Origin of the sequence: Methylomonas sp. MK1, assembly GCF_000365425.1 — a bacterium.
In the GTDB taxonomy this organism is placed as follows: domain Bacteria; phylum Pseudomonadota; class Gammaproteobacteria; order Methylococcales; family Methylomonadaceae; genus Methylomonas.
Genome location: NZ_AQOV01000001.1, coordinates 1,061,073 through 1,080,983, shown reverse-complemented (window position 1 = coordinate 1,080,983; position 19,911 = coordinate 1,061,073). Strand labels below are relative to the sequence as shown.

Annotated in this window: 14 protein-coding genes and 1 pseudogene; 1 reads left to right on the top strand and 14 read right to left on the bottom strand. The window is 42.5% G+C overall.

Going from position 1 to position 19,911, the window contains the following annotated elements; translation table 11 throughout:
* Positions 1–8: 8 nt before the first annotated feature.
* Positions 9–1,244, top strand: a complete 1,236-nt coding sequence (locus G006_RS0104960) for a glycosyltransferase (protein WP_020482062.1) — start codon at positions 9–11, stop codon at positions 1,242–1,244.
* Here G006_RS0104960 and G006_RS0104955 read toward each other — a convergent pair.
* From G006_RS0104955 to G006_RS0104890, 14 genes and pseudogenes are all read right to left on the bottom strand, one after another.
* The gene (locus G006_RS0104955; protein ID WP_081607888.1) at positions 1,239–2,330 is read right to left on the bottom strand and encodes a glycosyltransferase; all 1,092 of its coding nucleotides are present in this window, start codon (positions 2,328–2,330) and stop codon (positions 1,239–1,241) included. The genes G006_RS0104960 and G006_RS0104955 overlap by 6 nt on opposite strands.
* Before the next feature lie 71 nt (positions 2,331–2,401).
* Positions 2,402–3,765 (bottom strand): annotated as a pseudogene (locus G006_RS26595) (IS5 family transposase).
* Between the two features lie 133 nt (positions 3,766–3,898).
* Positions 3,899–4,864, bottom strand: a complete 966-nt coding sequence (locus G006_RS0104945; protein WP_020482058.1) for a GDP-mannose 4,6-dehydratase — start codon at positions 4,862–4,864, stop codon at positions 3,899–3,901.
* 2 nt (positions 4,865–4,866) lie between these two features.
* Positions 4,867–5,979: a glycosyltransferase family 4 protein gene (locus tag G006_RS27580; protein ID WP_026146854.1), complete on the bottom strand. Its 1,113-nt coding sequence runs from the start codon at positions 5,977–5,979 to the stop codon at positions 4,867–4,869.
* Between the two features lie 53 nt (positions 5,980–6,032).
* Positions 6,033–7,358 carry a glycosyltransferase family 4 protein gene (locus G006_RS0104935; protein WP_020482056.1) on the bottom strand — a complete coding sequence of 442 codons (1,326 nt, stop codon included), beginning with the start codon at positions 7,356–7,358 and terminating at the stop codon, positions 6,033–6,035.
* A 393-nt stretch (positions 7,359–7,751) separates the two neighbouring features.
* Positions 7,752–8,627, bottom strand: coding sequence for a GDP-mannose 4,6-dehydratase (locus G006_RS0104930; RefSeq protein WP_020482055.1), 876 nt, complete (start codon positions 8,625–8,627; stop codon positions 7,752–7,754).
* Positions 8,628–8,885: 258 nt separating this feature from the next.
* A complete protein-coding gene (locus tag G006_RS0104925) occupies positions 8,886–11,390 on the bottom strand; it encodes a glycosyltransferase (RefSeq protein ID WP_020482054.1) in 2,505 nt (834 codons plus the stop codon).
* Positions 11,390–12,190, bottom strand: coding sequence for an FkbM family methyltransferase (locus G006_RS0104920; RefSeq protein WP_020482053.1), 801 nt, complete (start codon positions 12,188–12,190; stop codon positions 11,390–11,392). Before G006_RS0104920 ends, G006_RS0104925 begins: the two co-directional genes overlap by 1 nt.
* 11 nt (positions 12,191–12,201) lie before the next feature.
* Entirely contained in the window at positions 12,202–13,461 is a 1,260-nt protein-coding gene (locus G006_RS0104915; RefSeq protein ID WP_026146853.1) for a class I SAM-dependent methyltransferase, read from the bottom strand.
* A gap of 487 nt (positions 13,462–13,948) precedes the next feature.
* The gene (locus G006_RS0104910; protein WP_020482051.1) at positions 13,949–15,202 is read right to left on the bottom strand and encodes an ABC transporter ATP-binding protein; all 1,254 of its coding nucleotides are present in this window, start codon (positions 15,200–15,202) and stop codon (positions 13,949–13,951) included.
* A 24-nt stretch (positions 15,203–15,226) separates the two neighbouring features.
* Complete coding sequence (locus G006_RS0104905) at positions 15,227–16,048, bottom strand: ABC transporter permease (RefSeq protein ID WP_051067668.1); 822 nt, start codon at positions 16,046–16,048, stop codon at positions 15,227–15,229.
* 136 nt (positions 16,049–16,184) lie between these two features.
* On the bottom strand, positions 16,185–18,266 hold the full coding sequence (locus G006_RS24990) for a YgiQ family radical SAM protein (protein ID WP_020482049.1): 2,082 nt from the start codon (positions 18,264–18,266) through the stop codon (positions 16,185–16,187).
* Positions 18,263–19,066: a spermine synthase gene (locus tag G006_RS0104895; RefSeq protein WP_020482048.1), complete on the bottom strand. Its 804-nt coding sequence runs from the start codon at positions 19,064–19,066 to the stop codon at positions 18,263–18,265. The genes G006_RS24990 and G006_RS0104895 overlap by 4 nt, the downstream gene beginning before the upstream one ends.
* Positions 19,067–19,287: 221 nt before the next feature.
* On the bottom strand, positions 19,288–19,908 hold the full coding sequence (locus tag G006_RS0104890; protein ID WP_020482047.1) for a glutathione S-transferase family protein: 621 nt from the start codon (positions 19,906–19,908) through the stop codon (positions 19,288–19,290).
* Between the last annotated feature and the right edge of the window lie 3 nt (positions 19,909–19,911).

Sequence of the window (19,911 nt, the reverse complement as noted above, 5' to 3'; positions counted from 1 at the left end):
GACTCTGTATGAGTGCTCAGTCAGCCAAGGATAAGCCGATCAAGGTGCTTTGGCTGACATCAAGTTATCCTCGCAGTAAAGACGACAGTGCTTCGGTTTTCTTGCGCTATTTAGCGGAAGCCCTGGCCGACCAGAAAGTTAATCTTCATATCCTCTCACCGGATCATCCGGAAGTCCAAGCCAATACGCAACCTGACGGTATAGTCTGCCAGCATTTTCGCTATTTTTGGCCGCTTAAGCTGCAAATGTTAGCCTACGGTTCGGGGATTTTACCCAACTTGCGGGCGGCGCCATGGTTGTTTTTACAGGTGCCTTTTTTCATTACGTCCATGTTTGTTAATGCGGCCTGGATTATGGTTGTCCAGCGGCCGTCGTTGATACACGCACATTGGATTTTTCCGCAAGGCACGGTGGCGGTATTGCTAGGCAAGCTGTTCAGAGTCCCAGTGTTGGTGACCGCCCACGGCGGTGACGCGTTCGCGTTGCGAGGTAGTCTTGTAGGGGCTATCAAACGCTGGACCATAAATCATTGCGCAGCTTGGACCAGTAATACCAATGCGACTGCCGATGCCTTTGGCCCAGATTTGCCCAAGCCGCAGATTATTCCGATGGGCATTGACTATGAAAAGTTTGCTGCCGGCAATGCAAAAGCCGTTCTCAAGCCAAACAGTCAGCAAAAAACAATTCTATTATTTGTCGGACGCTTGGTTGAAAAAAAAGGCGTGGCCGATCTAATAGCGGCTGTTGCTGGTTTGCCCAAAAACCTACTTGACAGAATTGAGTTATGGATTATTGGCGATGGTGTAGAGCGTGAACGTCTAAAAACCTTAGCAGTTGATTTAAAGATTGAAAACAAGGTGGTCTTTCACGGCAGGTTGCCGAACGCCATCTTGCCGGATTACTATGCGGCAGCTGATATTTTTATCGCGCCATCAATTGTCGATACCAATGGCGATACGGAAGGCCAGGGAGTAATTTTATTGGAAGCGATGGCTAGCAAAATACCAGTTATTAGTACTAATACTGGTGGTATTGCAGAAGTTATAGAGAATCGAAAAACTGGCTTATTAGTTAACACCAAAGCGCCAGAAGAGATCAAGCAGGCAATCGAACTCTTAGTTGCGGACAAAGAATTAAGAGTATCACTCAGAATTGCAGGGCAGCGATTAGCCGAATCCTATGATTGGGAAAAAAGGGCAGTTAAATTTGTGAGTTTGTATATGGTGACAAGAGATGGATCATAAGCTCTCAAGTAAATTTTGGAGTATTCTTGCAGAAAACTCCCAATCCTGATTGGAATTATATTCTTTAGTTTTCCAAGCTAGAGCATCAAGAATATGTCTAGCTAGATCGATTGGGTTATCACTATCTGCCAAACATTCAGGATGATTTCGCAAAATCCAACTTGCACCAGCCGAGTTAGAAGCAATGACAGCCTTATGACACTTCATGGCTTCATACAATTTAACAGGGTAACTATAGTCGCCAAATGCTGATTGGCGGTTAATTACCAACAACACGTCCATAGAATTGATGATTATAGGTATTTTTTCGTCAGGCAAATAGCCAAGTTCGATTATTGCGTGCCTAATCTGCTTGGGAATTTTGAGGTATCTGTCTCTGCGTCCCGTTATCACTAGTTTGGCTTCGGGAATCCAATTTAACAAATATTCCATAGCTTGAAATAATAATTCCACACCTCTGTTGCTATAAAGAGAACCGCAATATCCAACCAAAGGTATTCCTTCGGATAATTCAAACTGTTGTCGAAAGTTAACTCCGCTTAAAGGTTGAAATATAGGATCAGCAGCCATCGGAATAATGGTAGAAACATTCTGAACTCGTCCACGACTCATCAATTCAGCTAGTTGTGGCCCAGCAGCGCTTATCGCCGTGCATCGCTGCAAAGAGTTCCGCCATAGCCAATGCAAAGGTTTAAGCCAGGGAATATAACTTTCATAATTGTCGTAAGCATCAATTAATGATTTTACGCAGTATCGCTCCCCCAAATAAGTCGCGAGAATGCCGTACCAAGTGTCTGAAAAACCGATTATCCAATCAGGTTTTTGAGTCTTAATAAATTTTTCTGCTTGCCTGAAATAGGCTATTGGGCCGCTTGATTGCTTCAACGGATGAACGCTCACAGAAAACCACTCTATGCCGTGGGCGCGGCGATGGATGAGGTCGCAGGGCCGGTAATCCATTAGCAATAAGGTAACATCGTGCCCGCGTTGCGCCAGATAATAAGGTAAATAAAAAAAACGCCCATAAGGTCGAGTTAGAAGATCTCGTCCTTGCGGGCGACGTTTACACAGAAATAACAGACGCATCCGTTGTTAATATTGTGATTTTATAATTAGTCGTCCCTGAAAAAGCCAAAATTTTTCAGGGATGACCGCCCTCATGCGAACGATAAAATTTGCTCTGATGAAAATGCGCCCCAAAGCCGAGACAGCAGCTGCCAAACATGGGGCCAAAAAATCCTCAACCGCCAGAGGATCAAACGGATGTTATGGCCAGCACCGCACAGGATGGTATGCAACGCATCGCCCAGTTCGCCTTTCAGGTAGTTGCGCCCCAATAAGCCGTCGTTCTTCAGGTGGCCGATGATCGGTTCGATGGCGTTGCGACGTTTGAGTGCGCGTTTGAGTCGTCGGGTATCCACGCCGCGTTTTTGCCGGGCTTTGTAAATCGTGACCCCGGGTACCTCGACACCCCGATACCCCAAATCCACAAACGCTTCTTTGGCGCGGGCACCGCTCAGTATTTCCGCCTGTTCCAGACAGGATTCCAAGGTGTGTCCATCATAAGGGTTGCCCGGAAAGCTGCGAGCGCCGAGCACGAAATTGCTTTTATTGGTGACGGTGATCCCCACTTTGACGCCGAATTCATATTTCTTATGGGCTTTGCCCTTGGCAATGCATTCGACTTCCGTGGCGTGAAAATTGTACAGTTTGTTTTTATCCTGAGGTTGCTGAGTCAAAATCCGTTGGGTTTTCTCTAGCGTCTCTTTGAACGCCCCTTTGACGGCGTCGGATTGATGGTCCAGTTGACGCTCAATATCTCGATACACCCGGCCCACCAGGGTTTTCAATTGTTTAAGCATCTTGCGTTTACGCTTCATTTGCTTGGCATGACTATAACGATTCGCCATCATGAGTAAATACGGGGCTTTGCGATTGTACCCACAGGGCATAAATAGTTCTGCCTTAGCAGAATCCCATGTTGCTCAGCCAATCGCACCAGGTGTTGGCGGCAGCGTTCGTACAATTTGCCATCGGTTAGATACGTGATGGCTTTTTCTTGAACCGTGCTATCGACCGTCACTGATTCAAAGTCTTGCTGCTTCACGGTCTTGCTGTCGACGCCTGCTTGAATCGTCACCATTAACATCCACTCACAGCCTGCTTCACCGATCCGCTTCCGCCAATAGGTCAGTGAAGTGGGGTGACAAGGCATCTGGTGTTGGAAATATTCTTCGCCGCAAAAGTATTGCCAGTACGGATTTTCCAGCCATTGCGCGACGACCGCTTCATCGGAGCGTGCGAAGGCATGTTTGAGGTAATGGAGACCGGCAATCAGTCGCGTCGGCAAGGCGGGTGCACCTTGAGTCTCAGCGAAAAATTCGCCAAAGGCGTCATCCAGGACTTTCCAATCAATCAGGTTAGCCAGTTGGTAAAGTTCATGCCTCGGGTTTAACAGATCGGCCAGAGGTGTGTTGAATAAATCGAATTGGCCACTCGTTTCTTGGGATTTTGGCTTCATTTTGAATAAAAATTTGCAAGAAATTAATAGCTATTTTACCCTTTTCTTGCAATTATTACCCGGCTTTTTTATTAAATCTTTATTGTAATTCAATGCGTTAGCGTTTATTTTTTGGCTTTTCAGGGGCGGCTAATTACGTATGCATTTTTAATTCGGCGTCTTTGCACATCAGTTTTACAACACCATCAACATCACTCTGATATTTCCATCCTAAGACCCTCTCTGCTTTGCCTGCATTACCTTTACTAGTTCTTATGTCTAATGGCCGTGAGAGCGTTTTATCTTGTATAACGTGGTCTGTCCAACATAATCCGAAATAACTAAATACGCTCTCGACAAAATACGCCAATGACACCGTTTTACCTGTGGCGATAATATAATCGTCTGGTGAGCTGGCCTCCATCATCAACCACATAGCTTCTACATAATCTGGCGCCCATCCCCAATCTCGTTCAATGTCTAAATCGCCAAGGCTTAATTTTTTAGAATTGCCAGAAGCTATCTGCGCAGCGCCACGTACTATTTTTTGTGTCACAAAACGTTCAGGCCTTAAGGGGGATTCATGATTAAATAAAATTCCGGTGCATGCAAATAAGCCGTACGCTTCGCGATAATTGGCCACTAAACCATGTGCCGCCGTTTTAGCTACAGCGTAAGGACTTCGAGGATAAAAAGGCGTAGATTCAATGGCGGCTATTTCTCCGGTATTACCAAAGCATTCGCTTGAGCCGGCATTATATAAACGCGTGGAGAAATCGATAAATCGAAGTGATTCCAATAAATTCAACGTACCTGTGACGATGCTTTCCATGGTTTCAACGGGTTGCTCAAACGATAAACCCACTGAAGTTTGGCCTGCCAGATTGTAAATTTCATCTGGCTTATGTCGTAATATTGTCGAATAAACGCTACGAAAATCGTTAAGCGCCATTGATACCGTTTCAACCTGTTCCTCAATGCCTAGGGCATGAAGATTCTTAAATGAACTTGCCATCGCGTCGCGGGACGTGCCAATCACCGTATAGCCTTTTGTCAATAAATAACGGGCTAAATAAGCGCCGTCTTGGCCGTTAATTCCACAAATCAATGCTCGTCTCATCGTTAATTATTTAATAGTTGATGATAAGTATTAAGTGTATCTCTGGCGCATTTGTCCCAGGAAAATAGCTTGACGCGTTGTTTTCCTTTCGCTATGAGTCGCGCCGAGTAATCCAGTGATGAAACCACTCGTTCAATTGCCAAACGCATTTCAGTAGTATCCTCCGGATTAAATAGTTCGGCAGCACTGCCCACTACTTCCGGTAGCGAACTGGTATTGGAACAGACCACGGGGCATTCGCAGGACATGGCTTCCAGTGGCGGAATTCCAAAGCCCTCGTACAACGAAGGATAAATAAAAGCCGCTGCTGAACGATACCAGGCGGCTAACTCATTATCGTCGCCGGATACATAAATGACATTGTCAGGATTAATATTTAGAGCTTTAAAAAGTTTCAATTCAGTCGAAGTAAAGCCGCCGCCGCCAAAGCAAACAAGAGAAAAATCGTTTTTTAGCAATTTCGATTCCGAATAAGCTTTGAGTAAGGTAACAAAGTTTTTGTATCCGTTACGTTTGCCTACATACAATAAATAAGGTCTATTTTTCCGATTCTGCTTAGGGGATACGGGAAGAGTAACGAATGAATGCCCAAGATATATTACCGATATTTTCTCATTAGGTATGTCAGTCAATTCGAGCAAGTCTCTTCTAGTATTTTCAGAAATGCAAATGATGTGATCTGCACGATGCAGTGAACGAGCCTTGATTTCGCGCGTTCTATCCAAAATGGAAAAATTATCCGGATATTTTTCATGAATCATATCGCATACGGTAATGACCCGTTTTGCTCTCAGTGGACAACAGTCGAATAGAGAGTAATAGGTTTCATGAAAGATGTCGGGATGAAATTTGTGTTTTAACAAATTGAACACGCCCACATTGGAGAATGTGGAAATTCTTCGCGAGAGCATTTGCGGCAAAGTTCTTGGCAATCTCGTGCCGCGAGGATGAATTGGCTTGTCTTCGTCGAAATATTCATTAGTGTAGAGAGGGGCGAATATTTCGACAGAAGTTTGATCAAGTTTACCTAAATTATTTGCCAATTCATAAAAGTAACGTGATATGCCGCCATATCTTTGGATGCAAAATATTTGGTAGTCGAACAGGATGTTCATTTGTTTAAAGAAAAATTATTTTTTGAGGAAAATGTAGTATTTTATTCGTTTCCTTATTTGGCTAAATTGGACTCATTGATATTTTTTTGGATAATATCCAGTATTTCGGCAGTGCATTCTTTCCACGTGGGCCATGAGAAATTTTCCGCATGTTCGCCGCTAACGACTCGACTAACACATAAGGAGTTATGGATTAATGAGATGAGCTCATCCTTATTTGTGAGGGAAAAGTAGGAGCAATGATTGCCGCCAATTTCATGAAACACCGGAATATCGCTTGCAAGCACCGGGCAATTAAATGATAGCGCTTCAACTAGTGGCAAGCCAAAACCTTCAGTCATTGATGGAAAGATTAATGCTTGTGCATTTTTATAGCTAAAGGATAGTTCATTATCTGAAAGGTCTTGAAACCATATCAAAGACGATCCAAACATTGGATGCGATTGTATTCTTGCAATAGTAGCGTCCGACTCCCACCCGTATTTCCCGATGATGCATAGCTTAATTTTAGGATGTGTTTGCCAAATGCATTCAAAAACATCCAGTAAAAAATTATAGTTTTTTCGTGGCTCAACGGTGCCGACAGATATGTATACGGTGTTGTTTTCAAATAACTTATGAATATGTTCCCGTACTTTTAAAGAGTCACTGATTAAATCAAGATCGGCTCCCAATTTGAAGGCGACAATGTCTTTCTTGTGAATGCTTGGGTGGTTTGATATGTATTGTTCAATAACTTTTGCGGTATCATGAGATATGCTTAATATCAAATCTGACGATTCGAGTGCGAAGTCTATTTTTGACGAAAAGTTTTTTTCGTGCATTTTTGTTACAAAATTACGATGAGTAATTGGAATGAGATCGTATATGATGGTAACTATCTTAGCGTGGTTGTTTTTTGTCTCTGCAACAGCCTTGTTGTAGAACGCTGACCACCAAGATGAGCCGGGAATAAATAGTATATCTTTATCGGATGGTTTCCATATGTTCTTGGGCGATAAGTGAGTTACTATATTGGCTAGTAAAATACAAGGCAATGATATGGATAAAAATATCGGTAGAAATAGAAATCGAGTGTATTTTCCCCATATTCTATCGATAAAACTCGGCAATAAAAAGCAAAATACTTTTTTAAATAAATTCTTTAGTCGCAAAAACTGTCGCGTGGCGAGGCTAATGGAATCAAAATAGCCGATTCCTTTGCTAAAATTATCTACAACAATGAAGCCATAAAGTGGGTCGTAGTATGTTAAGTGGCATGAAATATTTCTATCTGAACAAATTGAAATCATGTTAACAATCACATTGCGTTCAGTTCTACGAATGCCTGTGTTACCATCTCCGCGAACAAAATCGGTACAATCAATGTAAATATTCATTAGTTATCCTTTTGGATTTATAATGTTAAACACGCATAGAAATGCATAAATTATTAGATATATTTTTGATTTATGACAAGGATGGCGTCAAAAACAATTGCCTAAAATAACAATGTGATCTAGCGCTTGGTTTTTAGGTAATTCTTCTATAAACTCCGCGACAAGGAGAGATGAACGAAAGTTTTCTCATTTCCTTTGCAAAGGAGAATCTAAACTACTGCCGAAAGTACATTTAGCCATTTTTTGATAGCTATTAAAATAGCTCTATTTATTTAACTTAATGGTCTGGGTTTAAATAGTTAGATTCCCGCAGTAGCGCCAGGTGTGGTTACCCTTGTAAGTTATTTAGCACGACGTACTGTTATTCAATGCTTAACAAATCGGGGCACGGATTTAGGGTGATGACATCATTAATTTCGCCAAATCTGGAAAAGTCACGTTTGGGCGCCAACCTAGTGCATTTATCGTTTCAGAATTTGACACGAGTTGTTTATATTCCGGAATAAAGCCTTCTCGAAGACGCACATGTTCGTGCCAGTCTTTTTCGATGATTTTGAAACATGCTTCTAGCCAATCCTGAATCGAATAGGTAATACCGGAACCAATGACGGCTTCGAATATATCGTCCTGTTCAACCAAAGTAAAAACTCCTTGTGCAACATCGCCAGCAAAAGTCCATTCCTTTTTCACAGAAATATCTCCTAGCTCAATAAGTTCATTACTTCCTCCTGCGATACGTTGTGCTGCTAGCGCGATCATCTTGCTGACGTGATTCGGTTTACGAAACGGACTTTCGTGATGGAACAAATATCCAACATAGGCTCGAACCCCTAGCGACCGGTAATACCTAGCCGCATACACGGATTGAATCCGCGCTACAGAATAAGCGCAGCCTGCTTCAAATTCATCGTGTTCTGAAATGGGGGTTCCGGTATTGACGAATTGCAAGCCGCTGCCAGTAATGAATACCTTGGTATCTGGGCTATGCCTTTTAACAGCCTCAAGAACGTTCAAAGTACCTGTAGAAATGGTCTGGTGATTTTCAAACAGTGCATCGTGTCGCGTGGTTGAATTGGCTGCAAGATGAAAAACGTATCGGGGTGTGTGCGTTTTTATTAAATATTCGGTTTGTTCACGGTTAGATATATCTTCTTTTAACCAGCTTCCCTCTGATCTTGAAACTCCAATTACCGACATACCTTTTGCTTTGCAAAGCTCACTTAGATAATGACCGTCCTGTCCATTTATGCCAAAAATAATTGCTTTCATTTTTAATTCCTTCGCGCAAGATTTAAATCGACTTGTAGATAGTTAGCCGAGGACCTAATTTTTTAAAGTTACGGCATCGATGTGTAGATTTCGGCAATATATTTCTTAGGCAACACCTTGACTTTATTTAATTGTAGCGGTAATTTGCATGGAAACAAAGTTAAATATATAACGCAGACTTTGTTTTTCAGCTATATTAGCTTTAATGAAAATGGTGGAGTGAGAGATAAGTAAGTTTATAATACAGACTAACTATTTTCAAAATTCATCACTTGCGATTTCAGCATCTAATGCATATACGTTCTCAGCAAATTTCTGAAAGCTAAAATGCTCAATTATCTCTTTCTTTAACAAATTCTGGTTGTCAAGCACCTGATTTCGATATTCTATAGCATGTAAAATCAATTCAGAAAATTTACCTACATCGGCAAATGGAGCATACAATAGTAGCTCCATGTAACCACATAGTTCAAAACGAATCAGAGGATTATCCATGCAAACTATGGGGCAATTATTAATTAATGCTTCTAATATCTGTGTAGGGAAATTGCCTTCCATTTCGGATGAATATCCCAAGCAGGATGCATTTTTATAAAGCCAAACTAAAGTTGTATCATTGACTTTATTGAAAATAAATAGTCTATCAAGTAAGCCATTACTCTTAATTTCATCCTGCAAGATCTCAGGAATAAAGCTAGCCGTCAAAACCAAACAAAGTTCTGGTAAACTTTTTGCCGCCAGACACCAACTCCGAGCCACCAAGTCCAAACGTTTATTAGGATGATATTGCGTTGGATAAAATACAAATTTACGTCCCTCAAGCTTTTGAATCAAATTAACTGGAATAGCCATAAGATCATTTTGCTTATTCGATGTACCCAAATAAGGCATAAGGAACGATACGATTTTATCTGCAGGTATTTTCAATGCAGAGTTAGGTAAGTATTCTTTAGAAAAAGCGGAGCCCGTTAGAACTTTTTTAGCTTTTTTAGCCAATTTCACCCCAATGGCAACGTTTTTGTTACTTTTAGGAAAACATTCTCTGCCAGTAAAGAAGTGTGGTATATAATCTGGAATATAGGCTAACAAAGGAGTATTGAGGCTAAATGCCTCAGGAAAATTATAATAATGGGGAACGACAGCGTACCTTAACTTTGAGGAAATAGATGAAAATAGTTTATTTATTTTTTTTGAAGCAATATAAGCTATAATAACATTTTTGAATAAAATAAAAAAATACGCAAAAATGGATTTTATTAGTCTAAAAAATGATTTTATGCTGCAGATTTTACGCTTCCCTTTTATTGTCTCAAATATCCTCAGAAAATGCTCATTTGACCTGTATCCGTATCCATTGAGTAGACTTTTTATAAATCTACTGTACGCATTTTCTAAGTAGTATATGCCCGGTTCTGATAATGGAATTACCTTAACTAAATCTGGTCTAGCGCATTCAGCTGTGTAAAATCCATGTACAACAGCAGCCTCATTTTCAAGTGCCGTGACCATAACAGGAATATCTTTTGAGTTTAATGCCTTAACAAACTGTTGCATTACTCTTGGAATTTCATCAATAGAGGAATACTGCCCATTGCAATGTACATAAGAATTTTTAAAATGAGTGAATATTAATACTGGGTCATAATCAAAAATTTCTTGCTGGTTTAAATCGTAAATAATCTTGGGGGTAACAGAAGAGCTAGAGCTCTCTAGCAAGGATTTTATGGTGTTTTCAAATATGGGTTGACCATATTCTTTTAAATAACGTTGTCTAATTAATTCTTGGCTATCAATTATCTCAGATATGAGTGCTTTATCGCCATTTATAATCAGTTGTGCAACCCGCAGTGCATCTTCTTCATTCTTCACCAATCCAGGGGAATCAAATCCGAAATATCGATGCAATAACGAATTTGGGAAATACAGAACAGGACCTCCTAACATCATCATTTCGATGGGGGGAAGATAGCAAACATTTCTCTCTCGATAGGTATAGATATAACCAGATTCTTTTGAGAATTCTGACAAAAATGCTGCACGTGAAAGCGTACCAACCACATTCGGATCGGCATTGGGTTCTAATTGAACGCCGTAATACCGAAATTTCCTTTGCTCAAAAAATTCCTTTAGATAACGAAAGTGAGTTTGATAATAAGCGTTCGTAATATTTGGGCATGTGAGAGCGATAGTTTGTCTGCGAATTTCTGCATGCGCCCAAGTGTCTTTAAGATCAAGTACATCATCAGTTAACCAGTAAGGCACAACATGCCCCACATTTTGAAGCCATATCTGCTCATCAGACAGGCATTCATTTGCATGCGGCAAGAACCAGAAGTTCTCTCGTCCTTGAATTAAATCAAAAGCACCATTTTCATACAGATTTTTACTCACAATCCCAATCTGACCGTAGCAACGATATAATACCGTCCCACTAAAAACCTTTAGTACGCTAAGTAACCAATCGGGATGAATTGTTACGATAACGACATCAAAGTATGTATTTAAGATTTCCCCTATTTCGTGAGAAATGGAGTTATAAAAAAAATTATATCGACACAGCTTGTTAAGAACCTCTTTTGGAAGTGTTGTCTCGCCAACTTCCCATTTATCTGAAACAGATTGATCTTGGATGTTGCTAAGATAGGGAGGGCGAAAAACCTCGTATCCCATTTTTTTCAACATAGGGAATTCGGTTTCAACTAGCACCTTATGCATCCCAAGCCAAAATATTCTTTTCTGGTACTGTGCTTTTATTTCGGACATTATGGATTCAATTTCTTGAGTTTTTGCTTAATAAATAGAAACGGTTTCAATATCCGCCAAACCATACTTGTATGTATCGCATGAAGATCACTTTCCAATTGCTGAATTCTTTTCAATTCAGCATATCGTGTAAAATTATCAAAACAATTTGGAGGGGCATGAAAGCGTTTTTGAAGGGCATGTTGCTCTTTAGCAAGATAAAAACGGTTTAATCCATCGAAATAAACAAAATCATAGCCTCTGTTAACTATCAGTGACTCCCACTCCTCATGAGTTGTAACAACTGTATTAGGCTCTGTTGCCTCAATTAATATTATCCACGGTCGAATACGATTTAAATCAATCCCCTGTAAAACTAAGGCTTCAGCTCCTTCTACATCAATTTTAAGAAAACTGATTTCCTTAAATCCAAATTCGTCAATCACATTATCTAAGCGGCGCGCAGGAACAATTATTTTTATAACTTTATGTGAACTGGCTTCATGGCGAGAAGCATATTCAGGGTTAATGGTTGACATTCCTGTATTGGCAACTTCGTATAAAGTAAGTTCACCTTCCTCTGCCGCACAAGCTATATTCAGATTAATATCTCTAGGTCTATCAGAAACAATTTGTTCAAACCAATATTCAATCGGTTCAATATTGATACCTCGCCATCCCTTTTCATAAAATGCTTTAGTGACCGAGTCAATAATTGGATGCGCCGCGCCAACATCAATGTAGATACCATTCTCAACATGATTTAGCACTCGCCAAAGCATCACATCTTCAAAATTTTGTGAATAGGACATAAAGGTCATAAATTGATGCTCTATTTTTTTATGATCTCAATTGTAGGTAAAGGAAATATATACCCAACCCCACATTCCAACATGTCTTTTTCACGGTCGATAAATTCTTCTTTGAAATGCCAAGGAAGAACCAGGTAGTAATCCGGATGCATCAATCTTGACTCGGCTTCGCTTACAATTGGGATGTCCGTGCCAAGGGTGTACGCCCCATATTTGTCAGGATTGCGTTCCGCTGCCACATCTATCAGTCTGTTATCAATTCCGCACCACTGCAAAATGGTATTTCCCTTTGTAGAGGCACCGTATATGTGAATTTTCTTTCCTTCTTTCTTTAGTTTCTTTAGCAGCGAAATCAATTCCTCTTTGTGTACGTTGATACGATCTTGAAAATGCTTGTACGGTTTATCTGTATCCAATTCAAAGTCAAACTCTTGCTGGCGTATTTCCTTTATATTCTCGAGATATTGCTCATTCTTGTAGTTAAAATTATTGGCATGAGTAGCGTAACAGCGAAGACTTCCACCATTGATTGAGTTATGAATAACATTGAATACCTTCATTCCTGCAAATTTTAGAATATATTCAATCACCGCCAGACTGTAATATTCTAAATGTTCATGGCATATAGTATCATACGACGTCATTTTGAGCATGGTTGGCATATATGACATTTCAAATATCCAAATGCCATTGGAGGAGAGGATATTCTTAATTCCATTCGTGAAAATGATAGGCTTTTCCAAGTCATAAAACATAGCAATCGAAGTAATAATGTCAAACTTTTCACTGTTTAATAGTGTTAGCAATTCTTCGGATGGGAAAATATCTTGTACAACCTCAATGTCACCCTTAATTTCCTGGGCGACATCGGAAGGATCGACGCCATATTTTTTGAATGTTGCAGGATAAAATCCTAATAGAGTTCCGTCGTTGCAACCTATATCTAGTACCCTACCAGATGCCATGTTTATAATCTGCATAGCATCATCTACAATGCCTTTCAGATGTTCGCGCATTGTATTGTTGGTCCCGGAACGGTACCAATAAGAGGAGTACAGGATGTCTGGTGGAACTGTGTGCTCCATTTGCAATAACCCGCATGCTTGTTCATCGCGCGTTGGATCACATCGAATTAATGTCATTGGTATCTTTCGCATTGGTGGAATCTCTTTACCCGGTTTTACAAAAGACCCTTGAAGGAATTGTTCTCCTAAATTGATTACCGGTGTTAAAGCCGATGAACCGCATACGCGACATGTTGTACGGTGTATTAAATGCATATAAAACCTACCGCTTAGTTATGATTTTTTCCATGTAAACTTTTTGCAAAAGCATGTATTTTTTGTCGATTTGATCTATACACTGGTTTTGCTCCAGATTGAGAAAAGCTAGCTGTTTTACGACAGCATCTTTTTGTACAACGGGTACTTTGTCAAACTCGTAGACCTTTTTCTGTTTGTGCTATAGCTTATAATTGATTTCAGCCAGCCTAGAAAATAAATCACCAATACTTCAATCAATTGCCCTGATATCATTTCCTTCTTTCTTGTAAACTTGTTGGTGGTAAAAGCGAGTTTATCTGTGGGTAACTTTCCGTTAATGCGGCCGCCAAAGTTTCATCACTCTCATTTTTTAAGTTGGTTATCCTACTCTGCCAGACTTGCAAGTCTAGCTGAATTATTGGAATGCCATTGTTTAAGTATGACAGTTGTTAGTTTGTCGCAAAGAGATCCGAGTGTTTCCGCTACGATGTTATCTGCTCTGCGTTTAATCTAATTCCCATTGGCAATCTGCAAAAACACATCCATAGTCAAAACCCTCATAAGAAGCAAAAACTGTCCCTGCATCAATAACGTTAATCAATATGGCATCTTGGGCGATATCAATCGCTCTAACATGATGTACGCTAATAGCGAACGTACAATAGTACTGTCCGGGCACTAAAAAATTCTTGGGTATAGTTATTGCCATGTTTACCACATCTCCATCATTACCCGTCGCAGGCCATTTGTTGTTATTATTAGTAAAAACTTTTCTGCCTCTTTGATCTATTAGATAAAAACCAATTACACTTTCAGTTACCCAGCGATTAATTACGCAGCGGAGTGCTATTTTAATTGATTCATTATGAAGAAAATTTGTCGTCGGCATTCCTTGTGAATTTGTAGCCTGAATTTTTTCAAAATAAATATCGTTACTATATTTATTCGTTGCAATATATCCTTTGTTACTTTCCAACGCGGCATTTTCTAAATAATGCTTAATCACATCTTGAGTAGTACCTGAATTCAAAATACTTCCTTTCCCTAACAAAATTGTACTACTACATAGTTCGGTAATCATCCCCATACTGTGGCTAACAAAAATTATCGTTTTACCATCTTTGGCAACCTCTCCCATTTTCCCCAAACATTTTTTTTGAAACTGCGTATCCCCCACCGCTAACACTTCGTCGACAATCAATATTTCCGGCTCTAAATGAGCCGCCACAGCAAATGCCAGTCGCACATACATGCCACTCGAATAATGCTTAACCGGTGTATCCAGAAACTTTTTAACTTCGGCAAAATCGACGATTTCATCGAATTTTTTTTGGATTTCATATTTTCGCATTCCTAAAACTGCGCCATTAAGAAATATATTCTCTCTTCCGCTCAGTTCTGGATGAAAACCAGTGCCAATTTCCAATAAACTGGCTACTCGACCATTAATCGTTACTTTACCAGTGGTGGGGGCGGTAATTCGGCTTAATATTTTGAGTAAGGTTGATTTTCCAGCGCCATTGCGACCGATAATGCCCACCCGATCACCTGGGTGAATTTCAAAATTAATATCTCTTAGTGCCCAGAATTGTTCTGTTTCTTGGCTACACTGAACAGCTTGTAAAGGATGGCGCAAACGATGATACATTGAGCGAACACCGCCACTCAGTTGGTCACGTAATGTGCTGTATCGTGTCTGGCTTTCGTGCTTAATGGTGTATTTTTTACCAAGATTTTCAACTTTTATCGCAGGTGTCATTTGATGTCTAATGCAGTTAGGTGATTATAATTTATCTGCAAATTGTCTTTCAGTCTTTAAAAAATAACGAATACCAATGCCCAATAACGAGAATGATACTCCGACAGATATACTAAATCCCTGGATAAAAAAACCGGCTTCATTGCCAATTATTCCCCAACGAAATCCATCAATGACGCCTACCATAGGGTTAAGCGAGTAAATAAGTCGCCATTGTTCGGGAATAATCTGGCTGCTGAATCCGACCGGCGAAATATATAGCCCCATTTGCACAATAAAGGGCACAACATAACGAAAATCGCGATATTTAACATTGAGCGCCGATATTAGATAACCTAAGCCTATTGCTGTAATCGCTGCCTGTAATAAGAATAATGGCAGCAACAGAATATTGATCGATGGTATAAAGCGATACCAAATCATCATTCCCATCAATAATACAAATGAAATAAGGAAGTCTATTAAATTAACAAACAATGGCGTAGTGGGAATAATGATTCTGGGAAAATAAACTTTGCTGATCATCGCCGAGTTATCGATGACTGCATTGGCGCTTTCGCTGAGCGAGTTGGCGAAAAAATACCAAGGTAACATGGCGGTAAACACCATTATCGGGTACGGCGCATTGGCATCGCTAGGCAAGTGTGCAATCCTTCCGAAAACAAGTGTGAAGATAAGCATGGTCAATAGCGGCCTCAATACTGCCCATGCGGCGCCGATTACCGTTTGCTTATACCTGACTTTAAAATCGCGCCAGGCGAGGATGAAAAACAAATCCCTATACTCCCAGAGCTCCTTCGATAGATGGAGCATAGTCTTTTCCGGGGTAATGATGGTTTGTTGCATCTGATTGATAGTAAAGCGTTTGATTTTAATGGGTGAAATCGTGTTCCTGAATTTATGAGTGCAAATCAGCCGGCGGGATCATCGCTTGGCCGATTTCGCAACTCGTTTAGCATAGTCGTATGTCGAAGAAATACAATTAACGCTTGGTATTGAATTGTTTAGTTTTCGACTTGCTTGGAATGGCGTTGCCATCGCTTTTCGGCTGAAAACTCGGTACCAAATGCTGCTTACCATTACCAATCAAATCCGCGCGCCCCATATCTTTCAAGGCCTCCCGCAGCAACGGCCAGTTTTTCGGATCGTGATAGCGTAGAAAAGCCTTGTGCAAGCGCCGCTGCTTAATGCTCTTTGGGATCGCTATATCAGGACTGTTACGGGCAACTTTGTGCAAGGTATCTTTTCCGGAATGATACATCGCCGTGGCTATGGACATAGGCGAGGGCAAAAAGGCTTGCACCTGGTCGGCGCGGAAGCCGTTGCGTTTTAGCCATAGAGCCAGATTCAGCATGTCCTTGTCTTCGGTGCCGGGATGAGCAGCGATGAAATAGGGGATCAGATACTGCTCCTTGCCCGCTTCTTTTGAGTATTTATCAAACATCTGTTTGAAGCGGTCGTAGGTGCCCATGCCTGGTTTCATCATCTTCGACAGTGGGCCTTGCTCGGTGTGTTCCGGCGCGATCTTCAGATAACCGCCGACATGATGAGTCACCAGTTCTTTGACGTATTCCGGGGTTTCCACGGCAATGTCGTAACGCAAGCCCGAGGCAATGAAGATTTTCTTGATGCCGGGCAGTTGGCGGGCGCGCCGGTAGAGTTTGACCAGCGGCGTTTGATCGGTATTTAGATTGTGACAAATGCCAGGGTAGACGCAGGACGGTTTGCGGCAGGATTCTTCGATTTTCGGATCCTTGCAGGCCAAGCGCCACATATTGGCAGTAGGTCCGCCCAAGTCGGAGATATGGCCTGTGAAATTGGGCGAGGTGTCGCGGATGGCTTCGATTTCGCGGATGATGGAATCTTCGGAACGGTTTTGGATGATACGGCCTTCGTGCTCGGTGATCGAACAAAAACTGCAACCCCCAAAGCAGCCGCGCATGATCAGCACGGAATGCTGGATCATTTCAAAAGCGGGGATATTGGCGCTACCGTAAGATTTATGGGGTAGCCTAGAGTAGGGCAGGTCGAACACGCCATCCATTTCAGGGGTGGTCAGCGGCAATGGCGGCGGGTTGATCCACACTTCGCGAGCGCCGTGACGTTGAATCAACGCTCGTGCGTTACCGGGGTTTGTTTCGCCGTGCATCACCCGTGAAGCGTGTGCGTATAAAATCGGGTCGTCTTTTACTGCTTCGTAATCGGGCAATCGGATGACGGTTTGGGTGCGCTGTTTGTTGGCGATTGGTTTGAATTGGATAACCTTTTCATCTGCCGCAAGTTCAGGCTTATCGTCACATGCCGGCATTTCCTGATAGGGGTTCACATGAGAAATAACCGCCCCAGGCTTATCGATATCGGTAGAGTCTTTTTCCATCCAGCCCTGCGGTACTTGTTTCACAAAATGTACGGTACCGCGAATGCCTTTTAAATCGGCAATGGTTTCGCCTTTTGCCAGACGTTGGGCGATTTCCACCACTTGTCGTTCGGCGTTGCCGTAAACCAGTAAGTCTGCCTTGGAGTCCAACAAGATGGATTTACGCACTTTGTCGGACCAGTAATCGTAATGAGCGATTCGGCGCAGACTGGCTTCGATACCGCCGATCACGATAGGCACGTTTTTGTAGGCTTCGCGGCAGCGGTGGGCGTAGACATTGACAGCGCGGTCCGGGCGTTTACCGGCTGCGCCGTCGGCGGTATAAGCGTCGTTGGAGCGGATTTTCTTATCCGAGGTATACCGGTTCACCATCGAATCCATATTGCCGCCGGTCACGCCGAAAAATAGCTTAGGCTGGCCCAATCGTCTGAAATCCTCGGCACTATGCCAATCGGGTTGCGAGATAATTCCGACCCGGAAACCTTGCGCTTCTAAAACCCGCCCAATCACTGCCATGCCAAAGCTGGGGTGATCGACATAGGCATCGCCAGTTACCAGAATCACGTCGCAGGCGTCCCAGCCCAGTTGTTGCATTTCCGCTAGTGTCATCGGCAATTCCGGTGCCGGCCCGAAGCGGTGCGCCCAGTATTTTTTATAGCCGAAGATGTTGGGAGCGTTGTGTATCACGATTTTATAATCCGGTTGAAGACGTTGGGGTTGTGGCGTTTTAAATCCAGGAGATAGGTGGGAAACTCCAGCTGATATAACTGTTCAAGCTGTTTGGCTTTGTCGATCAGCTGTTTGACGCCGGGCTTTGCCATGGCTTCCCCAAAGGCAAAACCGATCACGTTACCGCGATTGCGCACCGGCAAAAACAACATGCGCCTATCGAACATGCGGCCCAGGTTCCAGACCACTTGCTGGAACATGTCTTTATCAGTGCCCCATAAGTTGATCACCAACAGACCGTTCTTGGTCAACAAGGTTCGGCAATTGTCGAAGAAAGTTTCGCTACTGACTTCCGGAGCCATGCCGTCGTGGTCGTAAGCGTCTATGACGATCAAGTCGTGTTGCTCGCTTTGCACCTGGCTGGCCTGACGCACATGTTGCGCGCCGCAGCCGATCTTGATTTTCAGGCGTGGATCAAATGGCAAACCAAAATGACTACGCGCCACTTTCAAAACGCTGCCGCGAAACTCCACGACTTTCAGTCGGCAATCGGCGAACTGGTGCAGCATGAATTTAGCGATGGTGCCGCCGCCCAGGCCTATCATCAGCACTTCGCGGGGCGTATCGTGAAACATCAAGCCGGCCATCATGGCCCTTGCATACAGGGAATGGAGGCGGTCGGGTTCGGCCAGCAGCATGCTGCTTTGCCGGGCGTGCGAGCCAAAGTGCAAGGCCCTGACGCCTTCCTTGTCAACGATTTCTATGATGCCTTCGTCGTCGTGGCTTTGGTGTACCACCAGGCCTTCATATTTGTACATGCGATGCAGAGAACGGTAAAGATAGGGCTATTTTCCTTGAAAATCCGGCGCTTGTCTTGCTAATAGTGTGTTGGTGACAATTTAGTCACCTTGTAAAAATGAAGGGATATTGGGCTAATGTGGCTTCATTTATGGGTAAAGGTGCGAATTGTCTCGCACCGTATATCGGAGGACTTAAGAAGGCTGTTTTGCTGATCGAGCAGATGGTACGGCGATAAAAGTCAGTCCACTCGATAACCTTCCTCCATCAACACACGTTTGACGACCGGACGGGACAGCATCAAGCGATAGTGTTTCAAGCAGTTTTCCGGCAGCGTAACGCCGGTTTTATCAGCCCAAAACTCCACGTAAAACAAAGCGGCATCGGCGATGCTGAATGCACCCAACGCATAGCCTTCGGCAGGTATCTGCTCATTCAAGATTGCAAAAGCTTTATCGACTATATCCAATCCTTGCGCCTTGACCGCATCGTGATCGGCAGGATTGGGCGTAAATTTCTCCGTGGTAAAAATTCTAGCAAAGCCCTGGCCATGTAGCGTGCCGACCGCATAGTCCATCAGCTCGATAGCTTTCGCATCGCCATCCGCATCCCCTGGCAATAGTTTGGCTTTAGGGTAGGTGCGTGCCAGCCAGTAAGCGATGGCTTGAAATTCGGTCAAGGCGGTACCGTCATTACGGACCAACGTCGGGATGCTGGCTTTTGGGTTAATTGCCAGATAATCGGCTTGATGTTGATCGCCGGCCATTAAATTGACCAGATGGGCTTCGAAAACCAGATCCAGCTCTTCTAGTAAAATATGAATGCCGGTGGTGCAGGAGCCAGGTGTTAAGTACAGTTTCATAAA

Excerpts from the sequence above, each read along its gene's own strand:
- G006_RS0104960 (WP_020482062.1), top strand. The coding sequence starts at position 9 with ATGAGTGCTCAGTCAGCCAAGGATAAGCCGATCAAGGTGCTTTGGCTG.
- G006_RS0104955 (WP_081607888.1), bottom strand. The coding sequence starts at position 2,330 with ATGCGTCTGTTATTTCTGTGTAAACGTCGCCCGCAAGGACGAGATCTT.
- G006_RS0104945 (WP_020482058.1), bottom strand. The coding sequence starts at position 4,864 with ATGAGACGAGCATTGATTTGTGGAATTAACGGCCAAGACGGCGCTTAT.
- G006_RS27580 (WP_026146854.1), bottom strand. The coding sequence starts at position 5,979 with ATGAACATCCTGTTCGACTACCAAATATTTTGCATCCAAAGATATGGC.
- G006_RS0104935 (WP_020482056.1), bottom strand. The coding sequence starts at position 7,358 with ATGAATATTTACATTGATTGTACCGATTTTGTTCGCGGAGATGGTAAC.
- G006_RS0104930 (WP_020482055.1), bottom strand. The coding sequence starts at position 8,627 with ATGAAAGCAATTATTTTTGGCATAAATGGACAGGACGGTCATTATCTA.
- G006_RS0104925 (WP_020482054.1), bottom strand. The coding sequence starts at position 11,390 with ATGTCCGAAATAAAAGCACAGTACCAGAAAAGAATATTTTGGCTTGGG.
- G006_RS0104920 (WP_020482053.1), bottom strand. The coding sequence starts at position 12,190 with ATGACCTTTATGTCCTATTCACAAAATTTTGAAGATGTGATGCTTTGG.
- G006_RS0104915 (WP_026146853.1), bottom strand. The coding sequence starts at position 13,461 with ATGCATTTAATACACCGTACAACATGTCGCGTATGCGGTTCATCGGCT.
- G006_RS0104910 (WP_020482051.1), bottom strand. The coding sequence starts at position 15,202 with ATGACACCTGCGATAAAAGTTGAAAATCTTGGTAAAAAATACACCATT.
- G006_RS0104905 (WP_051067668.1), bottom strand. The coding sequence starts at position 16,048 with ATGCAACAAACCATCATTACCCCGGAAAAGACTATGCTCCATCTATCG.
- G006_RS0104895 (WP_020482048.1), bottom strand. The coding sequence starts at position 19,066 with ATGTACAAATATGAAGGCCTGGTGGTACACCAAAGCCACGACGACGAA.
- G006_RS0104890 (WP_020482047.1), bottom strand. The coding sequence starts at position 19,908 with ATGAAACTGTACTTAACACCTGGCTCCTGCACCACCGGCATTCATATT.